At 54.7% G+C, this 20,739-nt stretch carries 20 protein-coding genes; 5 read left to right on the top strand and 15 right to left on the bottom strand.

Annotation, left to right across the window (positions count from 1 at the left end):
• The gene (locus RBB44_RS02385; protein ID WP_306148257.1) at positions 1-906 is read right to left on the bottom strand and encodes a DMT family transporter; all 906 of its coding nucleotides are present in this window, start codon (positions 904-906) and stop codon (positions 1-3) included.
• Positions 907-1,166: 260 nt separating this feature from the next.
• Here RBB44_RS02385 and dapD point away from each other — a divergent pair, with 260 nt between their 5' ends.
• Complete coding sequence (gene dapD, locus RBB44_RS02380; protein ID WP_306148256.1) at positions 1,167-2,018, top strand: 2,3,4,5-tetrahydropyridine-2,6-dicarboxylate N-succinyltransferase; 852 nt, start codon at positions 1,167-1,169, stop codon at positions 2,016-2,018.
• 72 nt (positions 2,019-2,090) lie between these two features.
• On the opposite strand, the gene RBB44_RS02375 is transcribed toward dapD, so the two are convergent.
• The 3 genes from RBB44_RS02375 to RBB44_RS02365 form a co-directional block, all read right to left on the bottom strand.
• Positions 2,091-2,612, bottom strand: coding sequence for a hypothetical protein (locus tag RBB44_RS02375; protein ID WP_306148255.1), 522 nt, complete (start codon positions 2,610-2,612; stop codon positions 2,091-2,093).
• A gap of 89 nt (positions 2,613-2,701) precedes the next feature.
• Positions 2,702-3,865, bottom strand: coding sequence for a succinyl-diaminopimelate desuccinylase (gene dapE, locus RBB44_RS02370; protein ID WP_306156091.1), 1,164 nt, complete (start codon positions 3,863-3,865; stop codon positions 2,702-2,704).
• A 36-nt stretch (positions 3,866-3,901) separates the two neighbouring features.
• Complete coding sequence (locus tag RBB44_RS02365; protein WP_306148253.1) at positions 3,902-4,324, bottom strand: DUF805 domain-containing protein; 423 nt, start codon at positions 4,322-4,324, stop codon at positions 3,902-3,904.
• Between the two features lie 351 nt (positions 4,325-4,675).
• Between RBB44_RS02365 and RBB44_RS02360 the strand changes: the two genes are divergently transcribed.
• Entirely contained in the window at positions 4,676-6,784 is a 2,109-nt protein-coding gene (locus tag RBB44_RS02360; RefSeq protein ID WP_306148252.1) for a mechanosensitive ion channel family protein, read from the top strand.
• A gap of 102 nt (positions 6,785-6,886) precedes the next feature.
• Complete coding sequence (locus RBB44_RS02355) at positions 6,887-7,696, top strand: DUF2189 domain-containing protein (RefSeq protein ID WP_286190006.1); 810 nt, start codon at positions 6,887-6,889, stop codon at positions 7,694-7,696.
• Positions 7,697-7,711: 15 nt separating this feature from the next.
• On the opposite strand, the gene truA is transcribed toward RBB44_RS02355, so the two are convergent.
• Genes truA through def form a run of 4 tightly spaced genes read right to left on the bottom strand, consistent with a single transcriptional unit; the run spans position 7,712 to position 10,601 of the window.
• Complete coding sequence (truA, locus tag RBB44_RS02350; protein ID WP_306148251.1) at positions 7,712-8,533, bottom strand: tRNA pseudouridine(38-40) synthase TruA; 822 nt, start codon at positions 8,531-8,533, stop codon at positions 7,712-7,714.
• Between the two features lie 8 nt (positions 8,534-8,541).
• Positions 8,542-9,081 carry a GNAT family N-acetyltransferase gene (locus RBB44_RS02345; protein WP_306148250.1) on the bottom strand — a complete coding sequence of 180 codons (540 nt, stop codon included), beginning with the start codon at positions 9,079-9,081 and terminating at the stop codon, positions 8,542-8,544.
• Positions 9,082-9,100: 19 nt separating this feature from the next.
• On the bottom strand, positions 9,101-10,039 hold the full coding sequence (gene fmt, locus RBB44_RS02340; protein ID WP_306148249.1) for a methionyl-tRNA formyltransferase: 939 nt from the start codon (positions 10,037-10,039) through the stop codon (positions 9,101-9,103).
• A gap of 43 nt (positions 10,040-10,082) precedes the next feature.
• Positions 10,083-10,601, bottom strand: a complete 519-nt coding sequence (gene def / locus RBB44_RS02335) for a peptide deformylase (protein WP_306148248.1) — start codon at positions 10,599-10,601, stop codon at positions 10,083-10,085.
• Positions 10,602-10,727: 126 nt separating this feature from the next.
• Here def and RBB44_RS02330 point away from each other — a divergent pair, with 126 nt between their 5' ends.
• On the top strand, positions 10,728-11,915 hold the full coding sequence (locus RBB44_RS02330) for a DNA recombination protein RmuC (RefSeq protein ID WP_306148247.1): 1,188 nt from the start codon (positions 10,728-10,730) through the stop codon (positions 11,913-11,915).
• A gap of 36 nt (positions 11,916-11,951) precedes the next feature.
• Here RBB44_RS02330 and RBB44_RS02325 read toward each other — a convergent pair whose 3' ends face one another.
• Genes RBB44_RS02325 through RBB44_RS02315 form a run of 3 tightly spaced genes read right to left on the bottom strand, consistent with a single transcriptional unit; the run spans position 11,952 to position 14,672 of the window.
• Positions 11,952-12,818 (bottom strand): NlpC/P60 family protein, encoded by an 867-nt coding sequence (locus RBB44_RS02325; RefSeq protein WP_306148246.1) that lies wholly within the window; start codon positions 12,816-12,818, stop codon positions 11,952-11,954.
• A 45-nt stretch (positions 12,819-12,863) separates the two neighbouring features.
• Complete coding sequence (locus RBB44_RS02320; protein ID WP_008190665.1) at positions 12,864-13,214, bottom strand: MarR family transcriptional regulator; 351 nt, start codon at positions 13,212-13,214, stop codon at positions 12,864-12,866.
• 60 nt (positions 13,215-13,274) lie between these two features.
• On the bottom strand, positions 13,275-14,672 hold the full coding sequence (locus RBB44_RS02315; RefSeq protein ID WP_306148245.1) for a M17 family metallopeptidase: 1,398 nt from the start codon (positions 14,670-14,672) through the stop codon (positions 13,275-13,277).
• Positions 14,673-14,853: 181 nt separating this feature from the next.
• On the opposite strand from RBB44_RS02315, the gene RBB44_RS02310 reads away from it, so the two are divergent.
• Positions 14,854-15,633: a tetratricopeptide repeat protein gene (locus RBB44_RS02310; RefSeq protein WP_306148244.1), complete on the top strand. Its 780-nt coding sequence runs from the start codon at positions 14,854-14,856 to the stop codon at positions 15,631-15,633.
• A 228-nt stretch (positions 15,634-15,861) separates the two neighbouring features.
• Here the strand turns inward: RBB44_RS02310 and RBB44_RS02305 are convergent, their stop codons facing one another.
• The 4 genes from RBB44_RS02305 to RBB44_RS02290 are packed head-to-tail and all read right to left on the bottom strand — an operon-like array spanning position 15,862 to position 20,627.
• On the bottom strand, positions 15,862-16,836 hold the full coding sequence (locus tag RBB44_RS02305; RefSeq protein WP_209172432.1) for a type II secretion system F family protein: 975 nt from the start codon (positions 16,834-16,836) through the stop codon (positions 15,862-15,864).
• 12 nt (positions 16,837-16,848) lie between these two features.
• The gene (locus RBB44_RS02300; RefSeq protein WP_306148243.1) at positions 16,849-17,868 is read right to left on the bottom strand and encodes a type II secretion system F family protein; all 1,020 of its coding nucleotides are present in this window, start codon (positions 17,866-17,868) and stop codon (positions 16,849-16,851) included.
• 8 nt (positions 17,869-17,876) lie between these two features.
• The gene (locus tag RBB44_RS02295; protein ID WP_133948784.1) at positions 17,877-19,394 is read right to left on the bottom strand and encodes a CpaF family protein; all 1,518 of its coding nucleotides are present in this window, start codon (positions 19,392-19,394) and stop codon (positions 17,877-17,879) included.
• 30 nt (positions 19,395-19,424) lie between these two features.
• On the bottom strand, positions 19,425-20,627 hold the full coding sequence (locus RBB44_RS02290; RefSeq protein ID WP_371932264.1) for a CpaE family protein: 1,203 nt from the start codon (positions 20,625-20,627) through the stop codon (positions 19,425-19,427).
• Positions 20,628-20,739 lie beyond the last annotated feature (112 nt).

The following is a 20,739-nucleotide window of genomic DNA, read 5'->3' as shown; positions in this document are numbered from 1 at the left end:
TCAGCTCCAAAGGATAATGCCCAACACAGCCAGCACAATAAGGATACAGCCCGCGATCTCTGATCGTGCAATTGTTTCCTTAAACACAAGCCAAGACGCCAGGAACGTGAACACCAGCTCGATCTGTGCCAGTGCCCGGACATAGGCAACGTTCTGCAAGGTCATGGCCGTAAACCACCCGATCGAACCAGCCACACCGGTCGCTCCCGCCCAGATGGCAACGCGCCAAGCGGCTAAACTGGCTGTCAGTTGCTCGGGTTCCCGGACGATCATCCAGGCGATCATGACGATGGTCTGGAAAAGCGTGGCGTAGGCCAGCGCAAAACCGGCTTGCATTGGAACACCCGTGCCCTCCAAGGACAATGATGCGACGCGATAAGCGGCGGCAGACGCGCCAAACATGGCCGCTGACCCGAGACCGATCAGGGCAGGCCGACCCAATAGAGATTGCCGGACAACAGAAGCACTCAATGACGTCCGGGCGAGTGAAATGACGATCACGCCCGCAATACCAATCAGGATGCAGACACCGGTCGCCCAGGAGATGTGTTCGCCCAAAAGCAGGAAACCAAAAAGCGCTGCCTGGATCGGTTCCGTTTTCGAATAGGCCGTGCCGACTGCAAAATTCCGAAAGGAAAACAGATAGACAAGCAGGAACGTACCGAAGACCTGAGCCAAACCGCCCAGCGCACCCGCGATCAGGAATACGGAGTTGATCTCTGGAAATTCAAAGCCAAACCCGACATGCAAGACTGCGACATAAAGACAGGCAAATGGAAACCCGTATCCAAAGCGGACAAATGTCGCACCTGTGCTGCCAAGCTGGCCTTTCAAGTGTTTCTGAACGGCTGAGCGCAAATTTTGGCAAAATGCGGCAAAGAGCGTAATCGGGATCCAAAGTTCCATCAGAGCATCAGTCTAATTATTGATATGAACTCACTCTACAGCCTACGGAAAGCCGGAATAATTATTGTTTTGAACGCCCTTCTATGAGTTTCTTTCAACTATAGCGATGCTTCTGAGATCATGGAGAGAAAGTGTTTCCCGTCCAAGCGCCGTTTGTTTGCCGTTTGCCGGTCTGTTCTGGTCGCTGGCACGCTTGACACCTGACGGCGTGGAGGCTTAGGTCCGCGCAGAATTCCTCAGTTCCGGAGACTTGCTTCCAGATGACACACGACCTTGCAGCCCTTTCGAAAACCATTGATGCGGCGTTCGAAGACAGCGCCTCGATCGACATCCACACGACCGGCGACGTTCGTGATGCTGTCGAAACCACGCTGAACCTACTCGATCGTGGGCAATTGCGGGTCGCAGAAAAGAAAGACGGCGACTGGGTTGTCAATCAGTGGGCCAAGAAAGCGGTTCTGCTGTCGTTCCGCCTCAACCCGATGGACGTAATCAAGGGTGGCCCGGGCGATGCAACCTGGTGGGACAAGGTGCCGTCCAAGTTTGACGGCTGGCGCGGCCTCGACTTTGAAGACGCCGGCTTCCGGGCTGTACCGAACTGCACCGTTCGCCGCTCCGCATTCATCGGCAAGGGCGTAGTGCTGATGCCATCGTTCGTCAACCTCGGTGCCTATGTCGACGAGGGCACAATGGTGGACACTTGGGCGACCGTTGGCTCCTGTGCTCAGATCGGCAAGAACGTCCACCTGTCGGGCGGAGTTGGCATTGGCGGTGTCTTGGAGCCGCTTCAGGCCGGCCCTGTCATCATCGAAGACAACTGCTTCATCGGCGCTCGCTCCGAGGTGGTCGAAGGCTGCATTGTCCGCGAAGGTTCTGTCTTGGGCATGGGCGTTTTCATCGGCAAGTCGACAAAGATCGTCAACCGCATGACCGGTGAGCTCACCTACGGCGAAGTCCCGCCGTATTCGGTCGTAGTTGCCGGCTCCATGCCCAGCGCAAACACCATGGGCAATGGTGAAGCTGCCCCGCACCTCTACTGCGCCGTTATCGTTAAGACGGTCGACGAAAAGACACGGTCTAAGACCGCGATCAACGAGCTGCTGCGCGACTAAACAGTAAAAGCTTGAGTTAAATTGGAAAACCCGCCGGTCTGCGGCGGGTTTTCTGCGTTTTGGCCGGTTAATTCAAGCCGCCCAAAGACGTCCGGTCAGCTCACCGATCACGAGCGACAAAAGAATGTCGAGGAATACAATTCCGATCGCCATGCTGACTGATGCCTGCAAGGCAATGCGCGCAATCAGGAACCGATACCACAGCACGACAATCAGGCAAGTGAACGACAGAAGCACCATGATCCCGGACGGGATGATGCCGGTCAGGTACAATAGAGCGATCACCAGGTAGGGCATGGATGCTAGAATGCTCGTCCAATTGCGCACCACAATAAACGGTACGTATTGCCGTGAAATACCAATCGGTCCGGCGATGAGCGCCAGAATTAGCGGCAATGTAACCCAATCGATGCCGAGGCTCATGAATTGAGCAAACCAGTAGGTGTCTGCGGGAAAGAGCTCTGCGACGATGACATTTTCAGAAATCAGCAGTTTCTTTTCCGCCATGGCGCTGACCAGAAACACAGGCGCCAACAAGAAGATCACCTGAAACGATCGCCAGAACCCCTGTAGGGACAAGTCGAAATAGGACATTCCCTGAGGTTCGCTGCGTAAAAGAAGCCATGAGCCTTCCCACGCTGCCCGCAATTCATTGGTACTGATCAAATCCCGACGGCTCCGGCCTATTTCGAAAAGTAGCTGACCAGGAATCGATGATAGATTGCAGCCAGACGGTCAAGATCTTCCACTGCGACACATTCATCAACCTTGTGCATCGTTTGACCGACCAGACCAAACTCCACAACAGGACAGTAGTTCTTAATAAACCGGGCATCTGACGTCCCGCCGCCTGTCGATAGTTCCGGCGTCCGCCCTGTTTCCTCAGAGACGGCCATGCTGAGCGCCTCAATCAGCGTTTCATCTTTGGTCAGGAAAGACTCGCTGGCGTCTCTCTTGAACTCAATGTTCATTTTCAAGGAACCCAGGTCCACCGTTTCCAGCGTCTCCAGGATCCTCGCCTTCAGGCTATCCAGCGTCCAAGTGTCATTGTAGCGGATGTTAAACCGGAACTCTGACCGGGCCGGAATGACATTGAAGGCCGTGTTGCCGACATCGACCGTCACGATCTCCAAATTGGAGGGCTGAAACCGCTCATTGCCTTCGTCCAATTTTAGATCGTTGAGTGCAGCCATCAGATTTGTCAGGCCCGGGATCGGATTGTCCGCAAGATGCGGATAAGCTGCATGGCCCTGAACCCCGGCGACTGTGACAATGCCCGAGAGAGAGCCCCTGCGGCCTACCTTGATTGCGTCTCCAAGAGCGTCCGGATTGGTCGGCTCGCCGACGATGCAGGCGTCAAACCGATGGCCTTGCTTGTCAGCCCACTCCAGCAATTTGACCGTGCCATTGATCGCCGGCCCTTCTTCGTCACCCGTGATCAGGAACGAAATCGTGCCGCCGAAATCCGTTCCATTGTGGTCAACGAACTCCAGCGCGGCGGCTGCAAAGGAAGCAATGCCTCCCTTCATATCAACAGCGCCGCGGCCATAAAGCACGCCATTATCGATTTCGCCCTCGAACGGTCCGTGCGTCCAATCCAACTCAGAACCAGCTGGAACGACATCAGTGTGCCCCGCGAAAACAAAATGCGGGGCTCCAGATCCAACCGAGGCAAAGAGATTTTCAACATCCGGCGTGGCGTCATCCTGAAAAACCACTCTATCCACGCGGAAACCGGCGTCTTTCAGAAGCGCCTCAAGCGCCGACAAAGCGCCACCTTCTTTCGGTGTGACAGACGGGCACCGGATCAATTCACGGGCGATGAAGGTGGCAGGCGACATGGACATAATGCAAACTTTTATAGTGTTGGATGGCAGGCGGGATCAGCTTTTGCGCCAGTAACTGTTGGGCAAGGGGCCATGCTTGTTGGGTTCTGCGACACCCGGCGTAAAACCAACGATCAAGACCATCAGAATATTCAGACCGGGCACAAAGATCAGCAAGGCCCAGAATCCACTGAATCCCATATCCTGCAATCGCTTGATTACAAGCGCCAATTCGATCCACTGCAGAACAAAAAACAAGATCGGAAACAGCGGATTGGATTCCATGAATTGGGAAATCGCCACCGTATCAGCTGTGAAATCGATCTCGGTCGAGCTCCACCACATGTTCACGGAAATCGCGATCACGACCCACACAAGCGCAAAACTCAACCAATAGGGCTCCCGCCCGATCCGTCCGATCGGGCTGAACAGGGCCCAGACGGGACCAGGTGAAATGTTGGCGCTTGGAGCGTTGGTCATAGAATACCACTTGTTAAAATGAGGTCTGGACAGGAGTTAGTCGCTTAAGACATCGGGATCAAGCTTCGTTCTACGCGAAAGACGCATACCAACGCAGCACTGGTTTTTTCTGTCGCAACAAGTCAATAATACCGCTGCGTAATTTTTTGGCAGGCTTTTGCCGGTAGGGAGATTAACGCAATTACCCTCCAGTTCCACTTCCTGAGCGGGGCACCCATGATCAATGCTTCAATAATAAAGAATCCCATCGCCTATTTCCTCATCGCACTCATTTCCATCCCACTTTTCATAACTCCGTCAAACGCCCAGGAAACGGCATCGGCACTTCCACCAGCACTCCAGCAAGAGTCGATGGAAAAGCTCGCGTCTGATCTCGATCCAGATCAAGTCAATGCGCTGGCTGATCTCGTTACCTTGCTGCAAGAAGGCGCTGACGCCAAGAATGCAAGCATTGACGCATCTGCCGAGGGGGGGACCTTCATCGAGCAGGTGCAATCCGCAGTTGGCGCCTTCGGGGCCATGATCGCCGGCCATTTCCAAAACTTGCCTGCACTTGTTACAGGGATCGTGTCAGGGATCGCCGCCTTGTTTGCAGGCTCGGTCGCCGGACCGGTCCACATTCTCCTCGGCTCGATCGCTCTGCTCTTGGTCACGGGTTATGCCGCCGAGTTTCTATTCAATCGCTTGGTCATCAAAAAACGAGAGCAAATCCAGTCTCAGGAGCCTGACTCCCTCTTCCAGACCATTAAGACTGTTTCCTCGCGGGCCGGACTGGACCTTGGCGGACTGATCATTTTCGCGATTGTCGTCATGATTGTCGGCCGAATGGCGATCTTCGACCCTGTAACCCGGTCCTTTGCGTTCCAGGCAGTGTTTTGGATTGTTCTGCTACCGAGGGCCATTGCGGCGTTGTTGCGATTTGCGCTTGCGCCCCAACGAAGCGAATTGCGTTTGGTAAGTGCCAATGACACGACCGCAAAGTCGCTCTACCGCAGCTTCACGTCACTGTTCGCCTTTGTCGGCGTTTCGTTTTTCGTGCGCAATGTAATGCTGGCGACCGGGGCCGATGTTGGCGAAACCTATCGGTTTTTCATCGGTTTTGGTGTCAACGCCTGGCTGGTCGCTGTTCTCTGGAAATCGCGGCACGGCCTCACAAACATCATCCTCGGCGACGATGAAGAACCCACCAGCGGCCTGGAGCGCATGGCGCGGTTCTGGCCTTATTTCTCAATGGCGTTCATTGTCTTCAACTGGCTGCTCGTCCAGATCACATCCAGCATGGGCATTGATGCATTGACAGCGGGCCGGTCGCTCGGCGTCATTGCTCTCGTGGTCTTTGCCCCATTCCTCGACACGATGGTTCGCGGGATCGTGTCGCATATTGTTCCGCCGATGCAGGGCGAAGGTCCGGTTGCCGAGGCCGCGCACATGCAAACCCGGCACAGCTATGTCCGGATCGCCCGTGTCGCACTGCTTGCTTTCCTCATCCTGACCGTAGGCCGCATTTACGGCCTGAACCTCTTGGCTCTTGGGGGTGATGGGGGATCCGATGTTGCGCGCAACAGTGTCATCTTCCTTCTGATTTTGGCCGCCGGTTATCTGGCCTGGGAGATCACCAATCTTTGGGTAAGCCGGCAGCTGGCGAAAGACTCGCCGCCACAAGCCGCCCAGGATGAGGAATCGGAAATGGGCGGTGCCGGCAAGTCCCGGCTGGCGACAATTCTGCCGCTTGTCCGGATCGTTCTGCAGGTCACAATTGTTACCCTCACCGTCCTGCTTGGCTTGAGCCAACTCGGCGTCAACATCACCCCGTTGCTTGCTGGTGCTGGTGTTGTCGGTCTGGCGGTCGGATTTGGAGCACAAACGCTTGTCAGCGATGTCGTCGCGGGCATTTTCTTCCTCATGGACGACGCATTCCGCATGGGTGAATTCATCAACACTGGCGGTGCCCAAGGCACGATTGAAAAAATCTCGATCCGGTCGATGCAGCTGCGCGGCACCAAGGGCGCCGTCCATGTCGTGCCTTATGGTCAGATTTCCAACCTCACCAATCTGTCGCGCGACTGGGTGATCATGAAGCTGAAGTTCACCATCCCGTTCGACACCGATCAGGAGAAGGTCCGCAAGATCTTCAAGAAAATCGGCCAAGAGATCATGGAGATGGACGAATACAAGGACGACATGCTTGCGCCATTCAAAGGTCAAGGTGTCGCCGATGTCGACGATGTTGGTATCGTCGTCCGGGGCAAGTTCACCACCAAGCCTGGCAAACAGTTCGGTGTCCGCCGGGAAATCTACAAGCGTGTCCAAAAAGCGTTTGAAGAAAACGGCATCCAGTTTGCCCGCAAGGAGGTTCGGGTGCAGCTGCCGGAAAACGCAAAACTCGATGATAGTGAAAAGGAAGCCATTGCCGCGGCGGCGGCAGAGGCTGCCGCTCCTAAACCAGCTCCTCAGACTTAGTTTGAAAAGTAAGCCCTTCTGCGCATTGGCGGAAGGGCTCCCTCAAGCGTATCATCGGACCACAAACATGTGTTTCGTGTGCTTTTGGGAGGAAGCTGAGACATGAGCGAACAAGAGTTGGCGTCAAATGAGCTGCGCCCAATGCCGCAGGTCAACAAGATCACCGCCAATGATGTGATTGATGCCCTGGCCGCAGGTATGGCGGATTTCCGGCGCGCCCCGGTCTACGGCATTACGATCGGAGCAATCTTCGCGGCGGGAGGGCTGTTTGTTGTCCTCAGCGCCGCCGCACTGAAGATGAGTTACCTGTCCTATCCGGCGGCAGCAGGGTTCGTTCTTCTCGGCCCATTTGCCGCAGTGGGACTGTATGAGGTCAGCCGGAGACTGCAATCGGGGGAAGAACTCTCCTGGTCCAAGATTTTGGGCACCATGTGGGCGCAAAAGGGCCGAGAACTCTCCTGGATGGCGTTTGTCGTACTCTTCATCCAGATTATGTGGATGTACCAAGTCCGGTTGCTGCTTGCGCTGTTTTTGGGTTTCCGGTCATTCGCTTCGTTTGAAGAGTTTTTGACTGAGATTGTCTCGACGCCGGAAGGCCTGATGTTCCTGGCGGTTGGTCACGTGGTCGGCGCGATCCTGTCCCTGATCCTCTTCTCATTGACCGTCATTTCGTTCCCGCTCCTTCTCGAAGAGGACCGGGATTTCATCACAGCAATGATCACAAGCGTTCGTGCGGTTGTCACATCTCCGGTGCCAATGATCGGTTGGGCGTTCGCCGTGACCGCCACCTTGATCGTCTCAATGGCACCCGGTTTCCTGGGATTGATAATCACATTGCCGATCCTCGGGCACACGACATGGCACCTTTACAAAAAATGCGTGGTGTTTCCTGAAAAAGCAGAGGCCGGGTAGCTGCGGTTGGTCGGCCTAGTCGGCGGGCGTTTCGTTTAACGCGATTTGCGCCTTGCGCGCTTGCCACTCTGCCAGGGAGTCAATGTCCACTTGTGCAGGCCGGTAATCAACCCGGGTCAGATAAAGACCGTCAGCTGGAGCAACCGGTCCGCACGCTTTCCGGTCCCGCGCCTCCAGAGCCTTGGTGATATCCCCCGGACCCCACCGGCCTTCGCCAACGAGACGAAGGGTTCCCACCATTGAGCGGACCTGATTGTGTAGGAAAGATCGGCTGGAACACTCGGCAATGACAAATTCGCCGTCCCGGTAAACTGAAAAATGCTCAAGCGTCTTTTCCGGGCTTTTTGCCTGACACCGGGAGTGACGGAAGGTCGTGAAATCGTGGTGGCCAACGAACTCCTGCGCCGCCTCATGCATGGCATCGGCATCCAGCTCATGTTTCACGTGCCAAGCCAATCCGAGCTGATGCGTCAATGGCTGCAGACGATTGTGAATTCGATAGCGGTAGGCACGCCGGATCGCAGAAAAGCGGGCATCAAATCCCTCATGCATTTCTTCACACTCAAGGATGACCACCGGGTCGGGCTGGCAATGGAAATTCAGCGCGCCCATGACCGTTTTGATTGGCCATTTCTTGGAGAGATCCGCGTGGCAGACCTGACCTGTTGCATGAACGCCTGTGTCCGTGCGCCCTGCCCCGCCAATGGTCACTGCTTCGCCGGAGAAAGCCTTGATCGCCCGCTCGATCACCGCCTGCACAGACGGCGCATTTGCTTGCCGCTGCCATCCGGAAAACGGCCGCCCATCATATTCCACAGTCAGCTTGTATCGCGGCATCGGTCTTCTTATTCAAATTCTTCAAAGGGCGTGGCGAAGGTGACTTCGATCGGCAAGTTGTTCGACCCAGCTTCGGTCAAGGGTGCCGCCATAAAAGCCGCACCGGCATAGGGCCCATGAACTTTTTTTGCCAGCTCCGCATCAAAGCCAAATCTTGGGAAATAGCTCGGCGGACCGAGCACCAAAACCAGATCTTCCTGCAGCTCGCCGAGACGCTCCATCGACGATCCAATGAGCCGGGACCCGATCCCTTTGCGTTGCTCATCAGCTCGTATCGAGACTGGCGCAAGACAGGCGACCTGAACGGCTTGATTTGCCCCAATCGTGGTGTTCGTGACTCGGCTGAAGGCGATATGTCCAAGAATGGCGCCATCAGATGCTGCTGCCACCTGTTCCAGTACGAGCGCACCGCAATGACGTAGCTTGTGCACGAGGCGCGCTTCCATATCTGACGGATAAACGGACAGAAGAAGCGCCTCAACAGCCTTTTCATCCGCAGGTGTCAGCTCCCGGATGGTCACGTCAGAAATGGTGCTGTCATTGCTCATTGGTCGCTCCTGCTGCAGCCTAGCTGACATGTGCTCCAACAGATAGGGCAGCGCCGCGCAAGAAATCTTCGCCTGTCATCGGTTTCTTGCCAGCACGTTGAACCTGATCGAGGCGCACCGCATTAGCACCACAAGCCACAACTGGTGCCCCGTTAACAGCCAATACATTTCCGGGATCGCCATTGCCATCTGCTAAGCTGCTGCGCAAAACCTTCACCCGTTCAGTTTTGCCGCCCAGCTCCATCTCGCACCAGGCGCCCGGAAACGGTGAAAGGCCACGGATGTGATTGTGTACGTTTGCAGCCGGCAAAGACCAATCGATCCGAGTTTCCTGTTTGGAGAGCTTCGCCGCATAGGTGACACCCTCCTCGGATTGCACCTGTTCGCCCAGCGCGCTCCGGGACAAGGCTGCGAGTGCCCGAACCATCAAGTCGCCGCCAAGGCTCGACAATTGGTCGTGCAACTCTCCGGCGGTCATGTTTTCCGAGATTGCTACAGTCTCAGACATACAAACAGGACCCGTGTCCAGGCCCTCTTCCATCCGCATGACCTGAACCGCAGTCTCCTTGTCCCCGGCCATGATCGCCCGATTGATCGGCGCCGCACCCCGCCAGCGCGGCAGCATCGATGCGTGCAAATTCAGGCAGCCGTTTTCCGGAGCCTCCAAGATCGCCTTCGGCAGCAACAGACCGTACGCGACAACAACCGCAACATCGGCGTCAAGCGCGGCAAACTGGGCTTGGTCTTCCGGGCCTTTCAGGCTTGTGGGTGTGAAAACCGGAATGCCAAACGACTCCGCCGCCTCGTGGACGGGGGACTTCTTCAAATCCATGCCCCGGCCGGCCGGACGCGGCGGCTGTGAATAGCAAGCCACAACCTCATGGCCCTGCCCGACAATTTCCATCAGGGTTGGAACGGAGAAGTCGGGGGTGCCCATAAAAACGACGCGAAGTGACATCTGTTTCCCAGAAGCTGGAGGATTGAGTGCCTTGCGGCGTTGTTTAGAGTTGGCCGGCCAATTTGGCCTGTTTCGTAAACTTCTTGACCACCCGATCGCGTTTCAGTTTAGATAGATAATCGATAAACAACTTGCCGTTCAGGTGGTCGAGCTCGTGCTGGATACACGTTGCCAGCAATCCGTCGGCCTTAACCTCCTGTTCTGCACCTTCCCGGTCCATAAACTTGACGGCAACTTCAGCCGGACGCTCGATGTCTTCATAATAGTCCGGGATCGACAGACACCCCTCCTGATAGACTGAAAGTTCATCACTAGACCAGATGATTTCCGGGTTGATGAAAACCATCGGCTCCTTGGGTGCATCCTCCTTGGCAACATCAAGAACGAATATCCGTTTCAAGATGCCGACCTGGCTGGCAGCAAGGCCAATACCGGGGGCGTCATACATGGTTTCCAGCATATCATCAGCTAAAGCGATGGTTTCAGCGTCGACCTTTTCAATTGGCGCGCACACTTCGCGGAGTACCGGGTCAGGAATGGTGATAATCGGGCGTTTTGTCATGCGCCTGACATAGGAAATCGCGGCATCCCGGTCAACGCGTAATTCCGCTAAAGTGTGCTAGCAAGTTCCCCCTTACTCGCCTTCTTGCCGGATGTTCTTTGCTCCGAATCGTTCTATGTTTGTTTCATGAACGAGATCCTTTTTGAATTGAGCGGACGACCGGTCACGGTTTTGGAAACGGCCGTTGGAGGCGGACTGTTTCTGCTTGCTTTGATTGTCTGGCTGGTTATGAAAACCATGCGAGAAATCCGTCTGCGCGCTGAAGCCGATACAGCCGCGACGGAACGCATTCACGAGCTGGAAAGCCACCTCTCACAGTTGCTGAAATCTCAAGGCGAGATGACCGGACGGATGCAGACCATGGCCGAGGTATTCGGCTCCCGTCAGTCGGATATGATGCGCGCTGTCAATGAGCGCCTTGACGGCATGGGGCACAAGCTCGGGCTTTCCATGGCAGATACGAGCAAGCGCACCCAGGACGGGCTGCGTCATCTGCATGAGCGGCTTGCAGTGATCGACCGGGCACAAGCGACTATCACCGACCTTTCCGGACAGGTCGGGCAGCTGCAGGCGATCTTGTCCAACAAGCAGACGCGGGGTGCATTCGGGCAAGGACGCATGGAAGCGATTATCCAGGACCAGTTGGCGCCGAGCGGCTACTCCTTCCAATCCACGCTCTCCAACAACAGTCGGCCTGATTGTCTCATTCATATGCCGAACGGTGCACCTCCGCTCGCCATCGACGCGAAGTTCCCGCTGGAGGCGTTCAATCTCATTCGGAATGCCGAAACGGACGAACAGCTCAAGTACGCGCAAGCACAGTTCCGGCGGGACTTAACAAAGCATATTCAGGACATCGGCGATAAGTATCTGCTGCCAGGAGAAACCCAGGACACTGCGTTCCTGTTTGTACCTTCCGAAAGCGTCTTCGCAGAGCTTAATGAGCGGTTTGAGGACTTGATCCAGAAAGCTCACCGCACCCGCGTGGTGATCGTTTCACCGTCGCTCTTAATGCTGTCGATCCAGGTGATTCAGGCCGTGCTGCGCGATGCAAAAATGCGCGAACAGGCCCATCTGATTCAGGCCGAAGTTGGCCACCTGATTGCGGATGTCGGCCGCTTGAACGACCGCGTCGGTAAGCTGCAGTCGCACTTTGCCCAGGCCAACAAGGACATAGACCAGATCCTTATCTCGTCAGAAAAGATCGGCAAACGCAGCCGAAGGATCGAGGACCTCGAACTTGGCGAAGTCTCTTCGAGCGCTGATACACAAGGTGATGATGCGCCTCAGCTGGCCCTAGCTCCCGACCGCTAGGACTGCTCGCGATATGACAGCGAGCAGCAACCTATATCAGCCCAGGCGGCGCGCTTTCGTAATCGCGCCCCATTCCGTCGCCGCTATCCTGGCTACGGCCGTATCAAGATCCTCATAAGCCACCGACATTGTGTGGCCGTTGGCATGAAGCAACTGGTTTGGAGCAGTAATGACCCCGACGTGGCCCTTCCAAAACAGAAGGTCGCCGCGGACAAGCGACGACAAGTTATCGAAAGGCATTTCGGTCCCGGCTTCTGCTTCCTGCATATCACTGTCCCGCGGAAGCAGAATGCCGCCCGTTTGCGCCGCAAGTTGAACAAGTGCCGAACAATCCAACCCCAAACTGGACCGCCCGCCCCAAAGGTAAGGCGTTCCGAGCAAAGCTTCGGCTGCATCGACCCAATCGGCTTCGGTGTGGTCCAAGGGAACCAGATGTTTTGCGACAATAGCAGAGCCATCTGCCAAGAGAGCGTATTGCAAGCCTCGCGTTTCTGCTTCGCTTACAACACTGACCAAAGACCCAATTGAAAGCAGGCCCAGCGGCGGCATTTTGAGCTCCGGCGCTGGATACCGAAAAGTCCTCAGCGCTTTCACGCGGTGCGTTGGCTTTCCGGCCTTCTGAATGGCATCAGAGGAAAACCAGCCCACATAACCATCGGTTTCCAATTGGCCCCAGGCCCAGCCCTCTGGGGTTTGTTCGTAAACAGTAATGTTCTCACCGAACAACGCTTCGGTATCAATTGAAACGTCTTGCCGAGGTTGCGGCCGGAACTCCAAACGGTCGGCGCTCACCCAGTATTCCTCACCCTCTACAAACCGGTCTGCGACGACCCGTCCTTCATATGATTTGGCTGCGAGATCCATGCGCACTGGGTGACGCCGTCGATCGAAGTTGGTCTTCATAGAAAGCAATCCGCCCAGGCTGGAGAAGATAGAGAGATGAGTTGGCTATCGAGGAAGCTCTGCGGCCTTTTCGACAACGAGGTCTCCAAGCTGCTCCAAATAGAGCGCACCTTCAACCGTGCGTGTGATGATCACATTGCGTTTGTCGGCCTCATCCCTTTTTCGAGACAGCAACCGCATGGACCCGAGAGTGTCGAGAGCCCGGGTGATAGCTGGTTTGGTGACGTTCAACTTTGCCGCCAAGCCGCGCACGGTGTGGGGCGGCGGCTCGAGGTAAACCGTCAAAAGAATCGTCAATTGCCGCGCGGACAGATCCTGATCGCTGCCGCGGACCAACGCCAAATTGACCTCGTGCATGAGCCGCAACGCCTGTGCGCCGCGTATTTCAATGCCCATTGATGACCCGTTCCCAATTCCTATTCTGGATCATTCAAGCATGAATACGTTTCGGTTCCGTTATTTTGTTTTGGTGTAGCGCTCGCTGAGCAGGTCGAACAAAGCTCGGATTCCCTGCGCTTCTCCGCCCATCGGTTTTCCCGGCTTTTCGGCAGGTGTCCAACCGAAGATATCGAAATGCACCCAGCTTTCTGCCTTCTCGACAAACCGGGAGAGGAATAAAGCGGCAGTTATGGACCCTGCATATCCTGTGCCCGATGTGTTGATGTGATTGATGTCGGCCACCTTGCTGTCGAGGTATTTCATATATGGCTTCCAGAGCGGTAATCGCCACAAAGGGTCTGTCGCCGCTTCAGACATGACAGCTATATCTTCAGCCAAGGCTTCGTCGTTGGTATAGAACGGCGGCAGATCCGGCCCCAGGGCAACCCGCGCAGCACCGGTCAGTGTTGCCATGTCGACCAGGATTTCCGGGCTTTCTTCATCGGCCAATGCCAATGCATCGGCCAAGATCAGCCGACCTTCCGCATCCGTGTTTCCAATTTCGACTTTCAGCCCTTTGCGGCTGTTCAGGATATCTCCCGGCCGAAACGCATTGCCTGAAACCGCGTTTTCAACGCACGGCACAATGACCCGCAACCGAACAGGCAGCTTTGCGGCCATGATCATGGAGGCCAGCCCGAGAACATTTGCCGCTCCGCCCATGTCCTTTTTCATAAGCGTCATGGAGTTGCCGGGCTTCAGGTTTAGCCCGCCGGTGTCGAAGATCACACCCTTGCCCACCAGCGTGACTCTCGGAGCGTCTTCGGCGCCCCATAAATAGTCCGCGATGCGGGGCGCTCTAGAACTCGCACGGCCAACGGCATGTACCATCGGAAAACCATGCCTTAGAAGATCATCCCCGACGGTGATCTGGCCTGAGCCACCGTTTTCGACAAACAACGCCTCAACAGCGCTTGCCAATTCCTCCGGCCCCAAGTCATTGGCCGGCGTGTTGATCAGATCCCTGGCCAGCTGAACACCATCGAGAACGGCAGAGAGCCTATCGAAGTCCACATCTGACGGAACACAAAGCCGGACAACCTTTTTGTTTGAAGACGCGCTGTATCGGTCAAATTTGTAACTCGAGAGAGCAAACGCCAGTGACGCCTCCGCTGCACCCGGAAATGCATCTGCCAAATGGTAATCACCGCTTGGAAGCGCATTTGCCAAGCTTCCAAGACTGAACGGATCAGCGTTTCCGCCGCTATCGACGCCGAACAGAACCGCTTGGAGGTCTCCGCTCAAGCCCGGCACAAGCTGGAAGGATGAAGGTTTCGCTGAATAGCCATTGGCTCGGCACCATACTTTCGCGGTTTCTCCCAACCCGGTGAGGACTGTTTCCAGACTGTCCGCGTCAACCGCGACGATCGGCACTGAAGATTGGGCATCACTTTGACGGATCAGCGTTTCACGCACGAGGGCTCTCCATTCAACGACTGGGCAAGTGCTTCAAGACCTAGTCTGCGAGAAATTCAGAAGCAAGCGTGATGAGTAAAAAGGCTGTTTCGCATTCTGCAGCTGAGTTTAACCATCCATTAGGGTTAATTATCTATTGCTGTAGAGGACTTACATGCTGCGGACAGCTAGGATTTTGACAATGCAAGCGCCCTCGACACACTCGGCAACCAAGCGCTCCACCCTGACAAAGACGCTCATGGCCATGACGGCTCTTGTGTTGGTCACAGGCTGTGCATCGAACAAATCCAATACTGGAACCCATTCCCCGGCATCCGGAACGCATTACTCCAATCCGGGTTCGGCCCAAGCGCGGGCCGCCGTTTCGAAATGGGGCAGCGCCTATGAAAAGGACCGGACCAACCGGATGGCCATTCTCGGGTATTCTGATGCTCTGAGTCGCAATGGTCAGACACCACAAGCCATGGCCGTGCTGCGTGCCGGCGTCATCGCACATCCGAAGGACAGGGAAATTGCCTCGGCCTATGGGAAAGTGCTTGCAATGAACGGTCGCTTCGATGAGGCGATGAATGTTCTAAAAGGCGCGCAACGTCCCGATACCCCGGACTGGAAGCTGATGTCCGCAAAAGCTGCGATCTACGATCAAATGGGCGAGCACAAAAAAGCGCGAAGCATCTACAAGCAAGCCCTGCAGATTGCTCCGGACGATCCAAGTCTCTTAAACAATCTCGGCCTGTCTTATTTGCTGTCGAATGAACTTCCCGATGCCGAGTACACCCTGCGCCGTGCCGCGACCCTGCCCGGTGCAGACAGCCGCGTGCGTCAAAACCTGGCGCTCGTCCTCGGTATCCAGGGCAAATATGATGAGGCTATTCAGGTGGCGCGTGCAGAATTGGACCCTCGCCAGGCGGAAGCCAACATCGCCTATCTCAGATCCATGATGCAGCAGCGTCAGGGCTAGAGCGGAAAACACTCAATCGGATGCAGTTTTCTTATTGGCTGCCATAGTCTGCCAAACGTGAGCCAGACTATGCTTTTGTTGAGGCAAATTAGTACGCGGCCATAACTTAAATTTCTGAATTAGAATAACTTCTGCAAGCTGCGGCGCTCAATTCTTCGCCTTGCACGACCCCACTTCAATTTTCCAAAGCGTCTTCGGTTCTCAGAATTTACACAACCAGCACGTCATTCAGAATGCGCCCATCGCCTGAATGACTGCCGGCGTGAGAATCACGAAGAAGAGTACCGGCAGAAAGAACATGATCATCGGAACCGTCAGCTTTGGCGGAAGCGACGCTGCTTTTTGCTCGGCAAACTGCATCCGTTCCGCCCGCGTATCATCGGCCATGTTGCGGATAGCCGTTCCAACAGGCGTGCCGTATCGTTCCGCCTGGATAAGTGCCATCATCACGTTCTTGACACCATCTACACCGGTGCGTTTGGCCAAATTCTCATAGGCCATCCGGCGTTCACTTAGGTACGATAGTTCAGCTGTGGTGAGAGACAGTTCCTCTGCCAATTCAACGGATTGCGCGCCGATTTCCTCAGCAACCTTCTGAAAAGCAGCTTCAATCGACATGCCGGATTCAACGCAAATTAGCATCAGATCAAGCGCATCTGGCCAAGCACGCTGGATTCCAAGCTTCCGTTTATCAATCTGGTTCTTCAAGTATATGTTCGGCAAAAACGCTCCGAAACCGGAAAACACAATACAAAACAAGACTTTCGAAAACGCAGGAATCGTGTTCGGCGCTAGAAGAAACGCATACGCCAAAGCAAAAACAAACAGTCCGCCGGGAAGCGCAATTCGCGCAGTCAGGAAATAATACATCGGAGCGCTACCCCGATAGCCGGCCATGCGCAACCGGTCCTGCGTACTGTCATCCGCGAGCATTTCTTTGAGGTTCAGCCGATCAACGAAGTTCTTCATCTTCGCCTTTGGCTGATTCCTCAATGACATTCGTGCATCCCCCTGGGAGGTTTGCAACCGAGCCCGCTCTTTTGCTCGGAGCTTATCACGCTCCAAGGCAACGTTTTTCATGCGTGCCTTTAACGTGTCTCGCGACAACAACGGCATAACAAGGGAGAAAATAGTTCCTGTTACGGCAATCATAGCCAAAACCGCTGCAAGGAATTGTGCAGATGCGATCGATTCAAGGTCCATGTCTTGCTCCCGTTAGAAGTCAAAATTGATCATGGACCGCATGACCATTATTCCGCAGAACATCCAGAACAGGCACCCGGCAACAATAATCTTGCCCGTTGTCACTGTAAAAAGGGTCATCATGTAATCTGGTGCTATGAAAAAGAGAATCCCGCCCACAACAAAAGGAAGGGCCCCAATAATCGCAGCAGACGATTTTGCCTCTGAGCTCAAAGCTTTGATCTTGGCCTTCATCGCCTTCCGCTGACGCAAAACCCTTGAGAGGTTTCCCAGGGCTTCTGCTAGACCACCACCGGCTTTTTGTTGGATGCTCACAACAATCGCCAGAAAATTTGTCTCCGGTAATGGAACACGATCAGGCATCCTCGCCAAAGCTTCGGCGAGCGAAACACCCATGACTTGAGTTTCCGTCACCTTTCGAAACTCAGTCGCTACGGGTTCACGGGCTTCCTTCGCAACAACCTTGACACAATCGCTCAAAGGTAACCCGGCTTTGACACCCCGCACAATGATGTCGATTCCGTTGGGCAATTCGTTAAGAAAGGCATTGAAACGGCGTTTCCTTTTGTTCCCGATGTACCAACGCGGGAATCCGATGCCACCTACAAATGTGAAAGCGGCTGCAATCAACAAATTGCCACTCGCAATCAAAGAAATTACGAAGAAAACAATTGCACTTACAACGCTAAAAAGAACAAGGTGCCGCATCTCCCATTCCAAACCGGCCTGCTCTATTTTTACTTTAAGAGGAATGTTTTTCTGTTTTTCGTGTTTAGCTTTCTGGCGCTCCTCAAAATCCTTTAACTGATCTTGAATCGATTTTTTTCTACGATTGGTATCTCGCATGGTTTTGCGCTGCGTCTCTGACTGAGGCCGTGCCGAGACGGCGCTCATCCGAGCGTCGCGTTTTTTTGTCCCAGATAACGAAGGAAGAAATAGCCCGTAGATGATGCCGCCGACGCTGAACATGACCAGCAGCGCAACCGCGGCTCCGGTGATGGCAGGTGTCATGAATTGCTCGAATACAGGCATGCTTCTTCCTATTCCGCGATGTACTCGGGCATTTCCGACGCATCAAGCGCTTCTGCCAAGCGGGATTCTTCTCCGAAATAACGTGCTCGATCCCAAAACTTGGGACGACCGATACCGGTTGACCGATGCCGCCCGATGATCATCCCGTTCGGGTCTTCTCCGACAATGTCGTAAAGGAAGATGTCCTGGGTGGTGATGATGTCCCCTTCCATCCCCATCACTTCAGTCACATGCGTGATACGTCGAGAACCGTCCCTTAGGCGTGCAGCCTGAACGACCACGTCGATCGACGATACGATCATTTCCCGTAAGGTTCGAGAGGGTAAGGAAAAGCCCCCCATGGTGATCATAGATTCCAGACGAGACAAGGCTTCGCGCGGAGAGTTGGCGTGCAACGTGCCCATTGACCCGTCGTGGCCCGTGTTCATTGCCTGCAACAGATCGAAGGCTTCCGGTCCACGTACCTCGCCCACGATAATACGTTCAGGGCGCATACGCAGGCAGTTTTTTACAAGGTCACGCATCGTGATTTCACCCTCACCCTCAAGGTTGGGAGGCCTTGTTTCGAGACGCACAACATGCGGCTGCTGCAATTGAAGCTCAGCGGAGTCTTCGCACGTGATAATGCGTTCCGTGTTCTCGATGTAAGCCGTCAAACAGTTTAAGAGTGTGGTTTTACCGGACCCCGTACCTCCGGAGATCAGTACGTTACACCGAGAGCGGCCGATAACCTGCAGTATGGTTGCACCTTCTGGCGTAATTGAATTGAACTTCACCAGTTGATCAAGCGTCAGCTTGTCGCGTTTGAACTTACGAATTGTGAGTGCAGGACCATCAAGAGACAGTGGGGGGGCAATTACGTTTACGCGGGACCCATCGGGAAGGCGTGCATCACAGATTGGACTGGCATCATCTACACGCCTGCCCACCTGGCTCACGATCCGTTGGCAAATGTTCATGAGCTGCGCGTTGTCGCGAAATGCGATGCTCGTTGGCTCAACCTTGCCCTGTGTTTCGATGTAAACCGTGTGCGCCCCATTGACCATTATGTCGGCAATGTCGTCGCGCGCCAACAAAGGCTCCAGCGGGCCATACCCAAGAACATCGTTACAGATGTCTTCAAGCAAGTCTTCCTGCTCGGAAATCGACATTACAACGTTCTTCAACGCAATAATGTCATTCACAACATCTCGGATTTCGTCCCGAGCATCTTCTGCATCCAGTCGCGCGAGCTGAGACAGGTCGATTGCTTCAACAAGCGCGTTGAAGATTTGCGCTTTCGTCTCGTAGTATTCACCGGTCTTTTTTCTGCTCGGCGATGCTGCGGCTGGCTCCGCTGGTACGCTTACGGCAACTGTTGGGGAAGCAGGCGCACGTGGAGCAGGTGAAGGAGCCGGAGCTTGTTGTACGGGCGCTTCTGGCATTGGCGCAGCCGGTGCCGTGGCCGGAGCCTCCGGCATTTCCGGCACGTTTCCAGGCCGAATTTCGGGCGCTCCAGAAGATGAACTGCCACGTCTACCAAACATAGTGAACCTGCCGCTCCGTTGCCTTGGCCTTTAGCCTGCTCTTCGTTTTAGTTTGGAAAACAATCCGCCCAAGGGCGACTTCGACGTCTTAGCGGGTTGCGCTTTTCCTGAAATTGTTTGTGCCAAATCCTGGAACATTCCCGCAATCGCATGCTTGCTGTCGAGTTCTCCAATCATCTGGCCGTTATTTGCAGAAGTGCCAAACAAATGCGGATCGAAAGGGATGGCTGCATCCACACTAAGACCCAAGGCGTTTGCAAATTCGTCTGGCTTGATCTCCGGCCGCTTTGGAACGTTCACTTTATTCATGACCAAATGCGGCAGTTTGTCATTCGGCCGTATCTGTTTAAGGAGATCGACCGCGTTCTTAGCATTCCGAAGATTTGCAAGATCCGGTTCGGCCACCAGCACGATTTCGTCCGCATTCAGCAGCGTGTTTCTGATCCAAGAATTCCAAGCATGCGGTACATCAAGAACGACGTGTGGCGTTCCCAATCGCATCGTGTCTATGAGAATCTCAAAGGTTTTCTCACTGTGATCATATGTCCGCTCCAGCGTTGCCGGTGCTGCAAGCAGACTCAAATGATCACTGCATTTTGAGAGTATTCGGTCCAGATATGTTTCATCTAGTCTCTCAGGCGCAGAGATCGCTTCGAAGACCCCTTGCAATGGATCTTGATTGTAATCAAGGCCGGCCGTCCCGAATGGCAGATCCAAGTCGGCAATCACGACTTCACTATCGAACTTCCTTGCCAGACACCAAGCGCCATTGTGGGCGATAGTCGAGGCACCACACCCACCCTTCACACCGTAAAATGCAACCGTTCGTCCCAAAGGCTCTGCTTCAGGATCGTTATAAAGACTGCTGACGGAACCAATAAGCTGAAAGATAGATACTGGCGTAATCAGGTACTCGCTCACACCACGAGCTATGAGCTCCCGATAAAGGGTGACGTCATTCACGTCCCCAATCACGATGACTTTTGTTCCAGCGTCGCAGTACTCGGCGAGCTGATCAAGACTCTGGAGCAAATCTTCGCGAGCGCCAGACGTTTCAACAATGATCAAATTAGGCGTGGGGGCCTTTTCGAACATCTCAATGGCAGCTGGTATCCCCCCCATTTCTGCCTTCATATGCGCCTTTAGCATCCGCCGGTCTTCGGTCGCAGCCTCGACAACATGCATCGTGCGGTCTTCCAGGCAAAATGCATGAATTGTTATCCGCGGGATCATTGCGATGTCCGATGTCTCAGCAGAAGCTGTGTACCCATGACTGTCCTGATTTAGGTACGTTTCCGCATCACCGGAAACGCGCGTTGGCTCAGAGCTGGTTGTCATCATGCCG

Source organism: Roseibium sp. MMSF_3247, from assembly GCF_030733765.1.
Classification (GTDB): domain Bacteria; phylum Pseudomonadota; class Alphaproteobacteria; order Rhizobiales; family Stappiaceae; genus Roseibium.
This window is presented reverse-complemented; position numbering and strand designations above follow the sequence as displayed.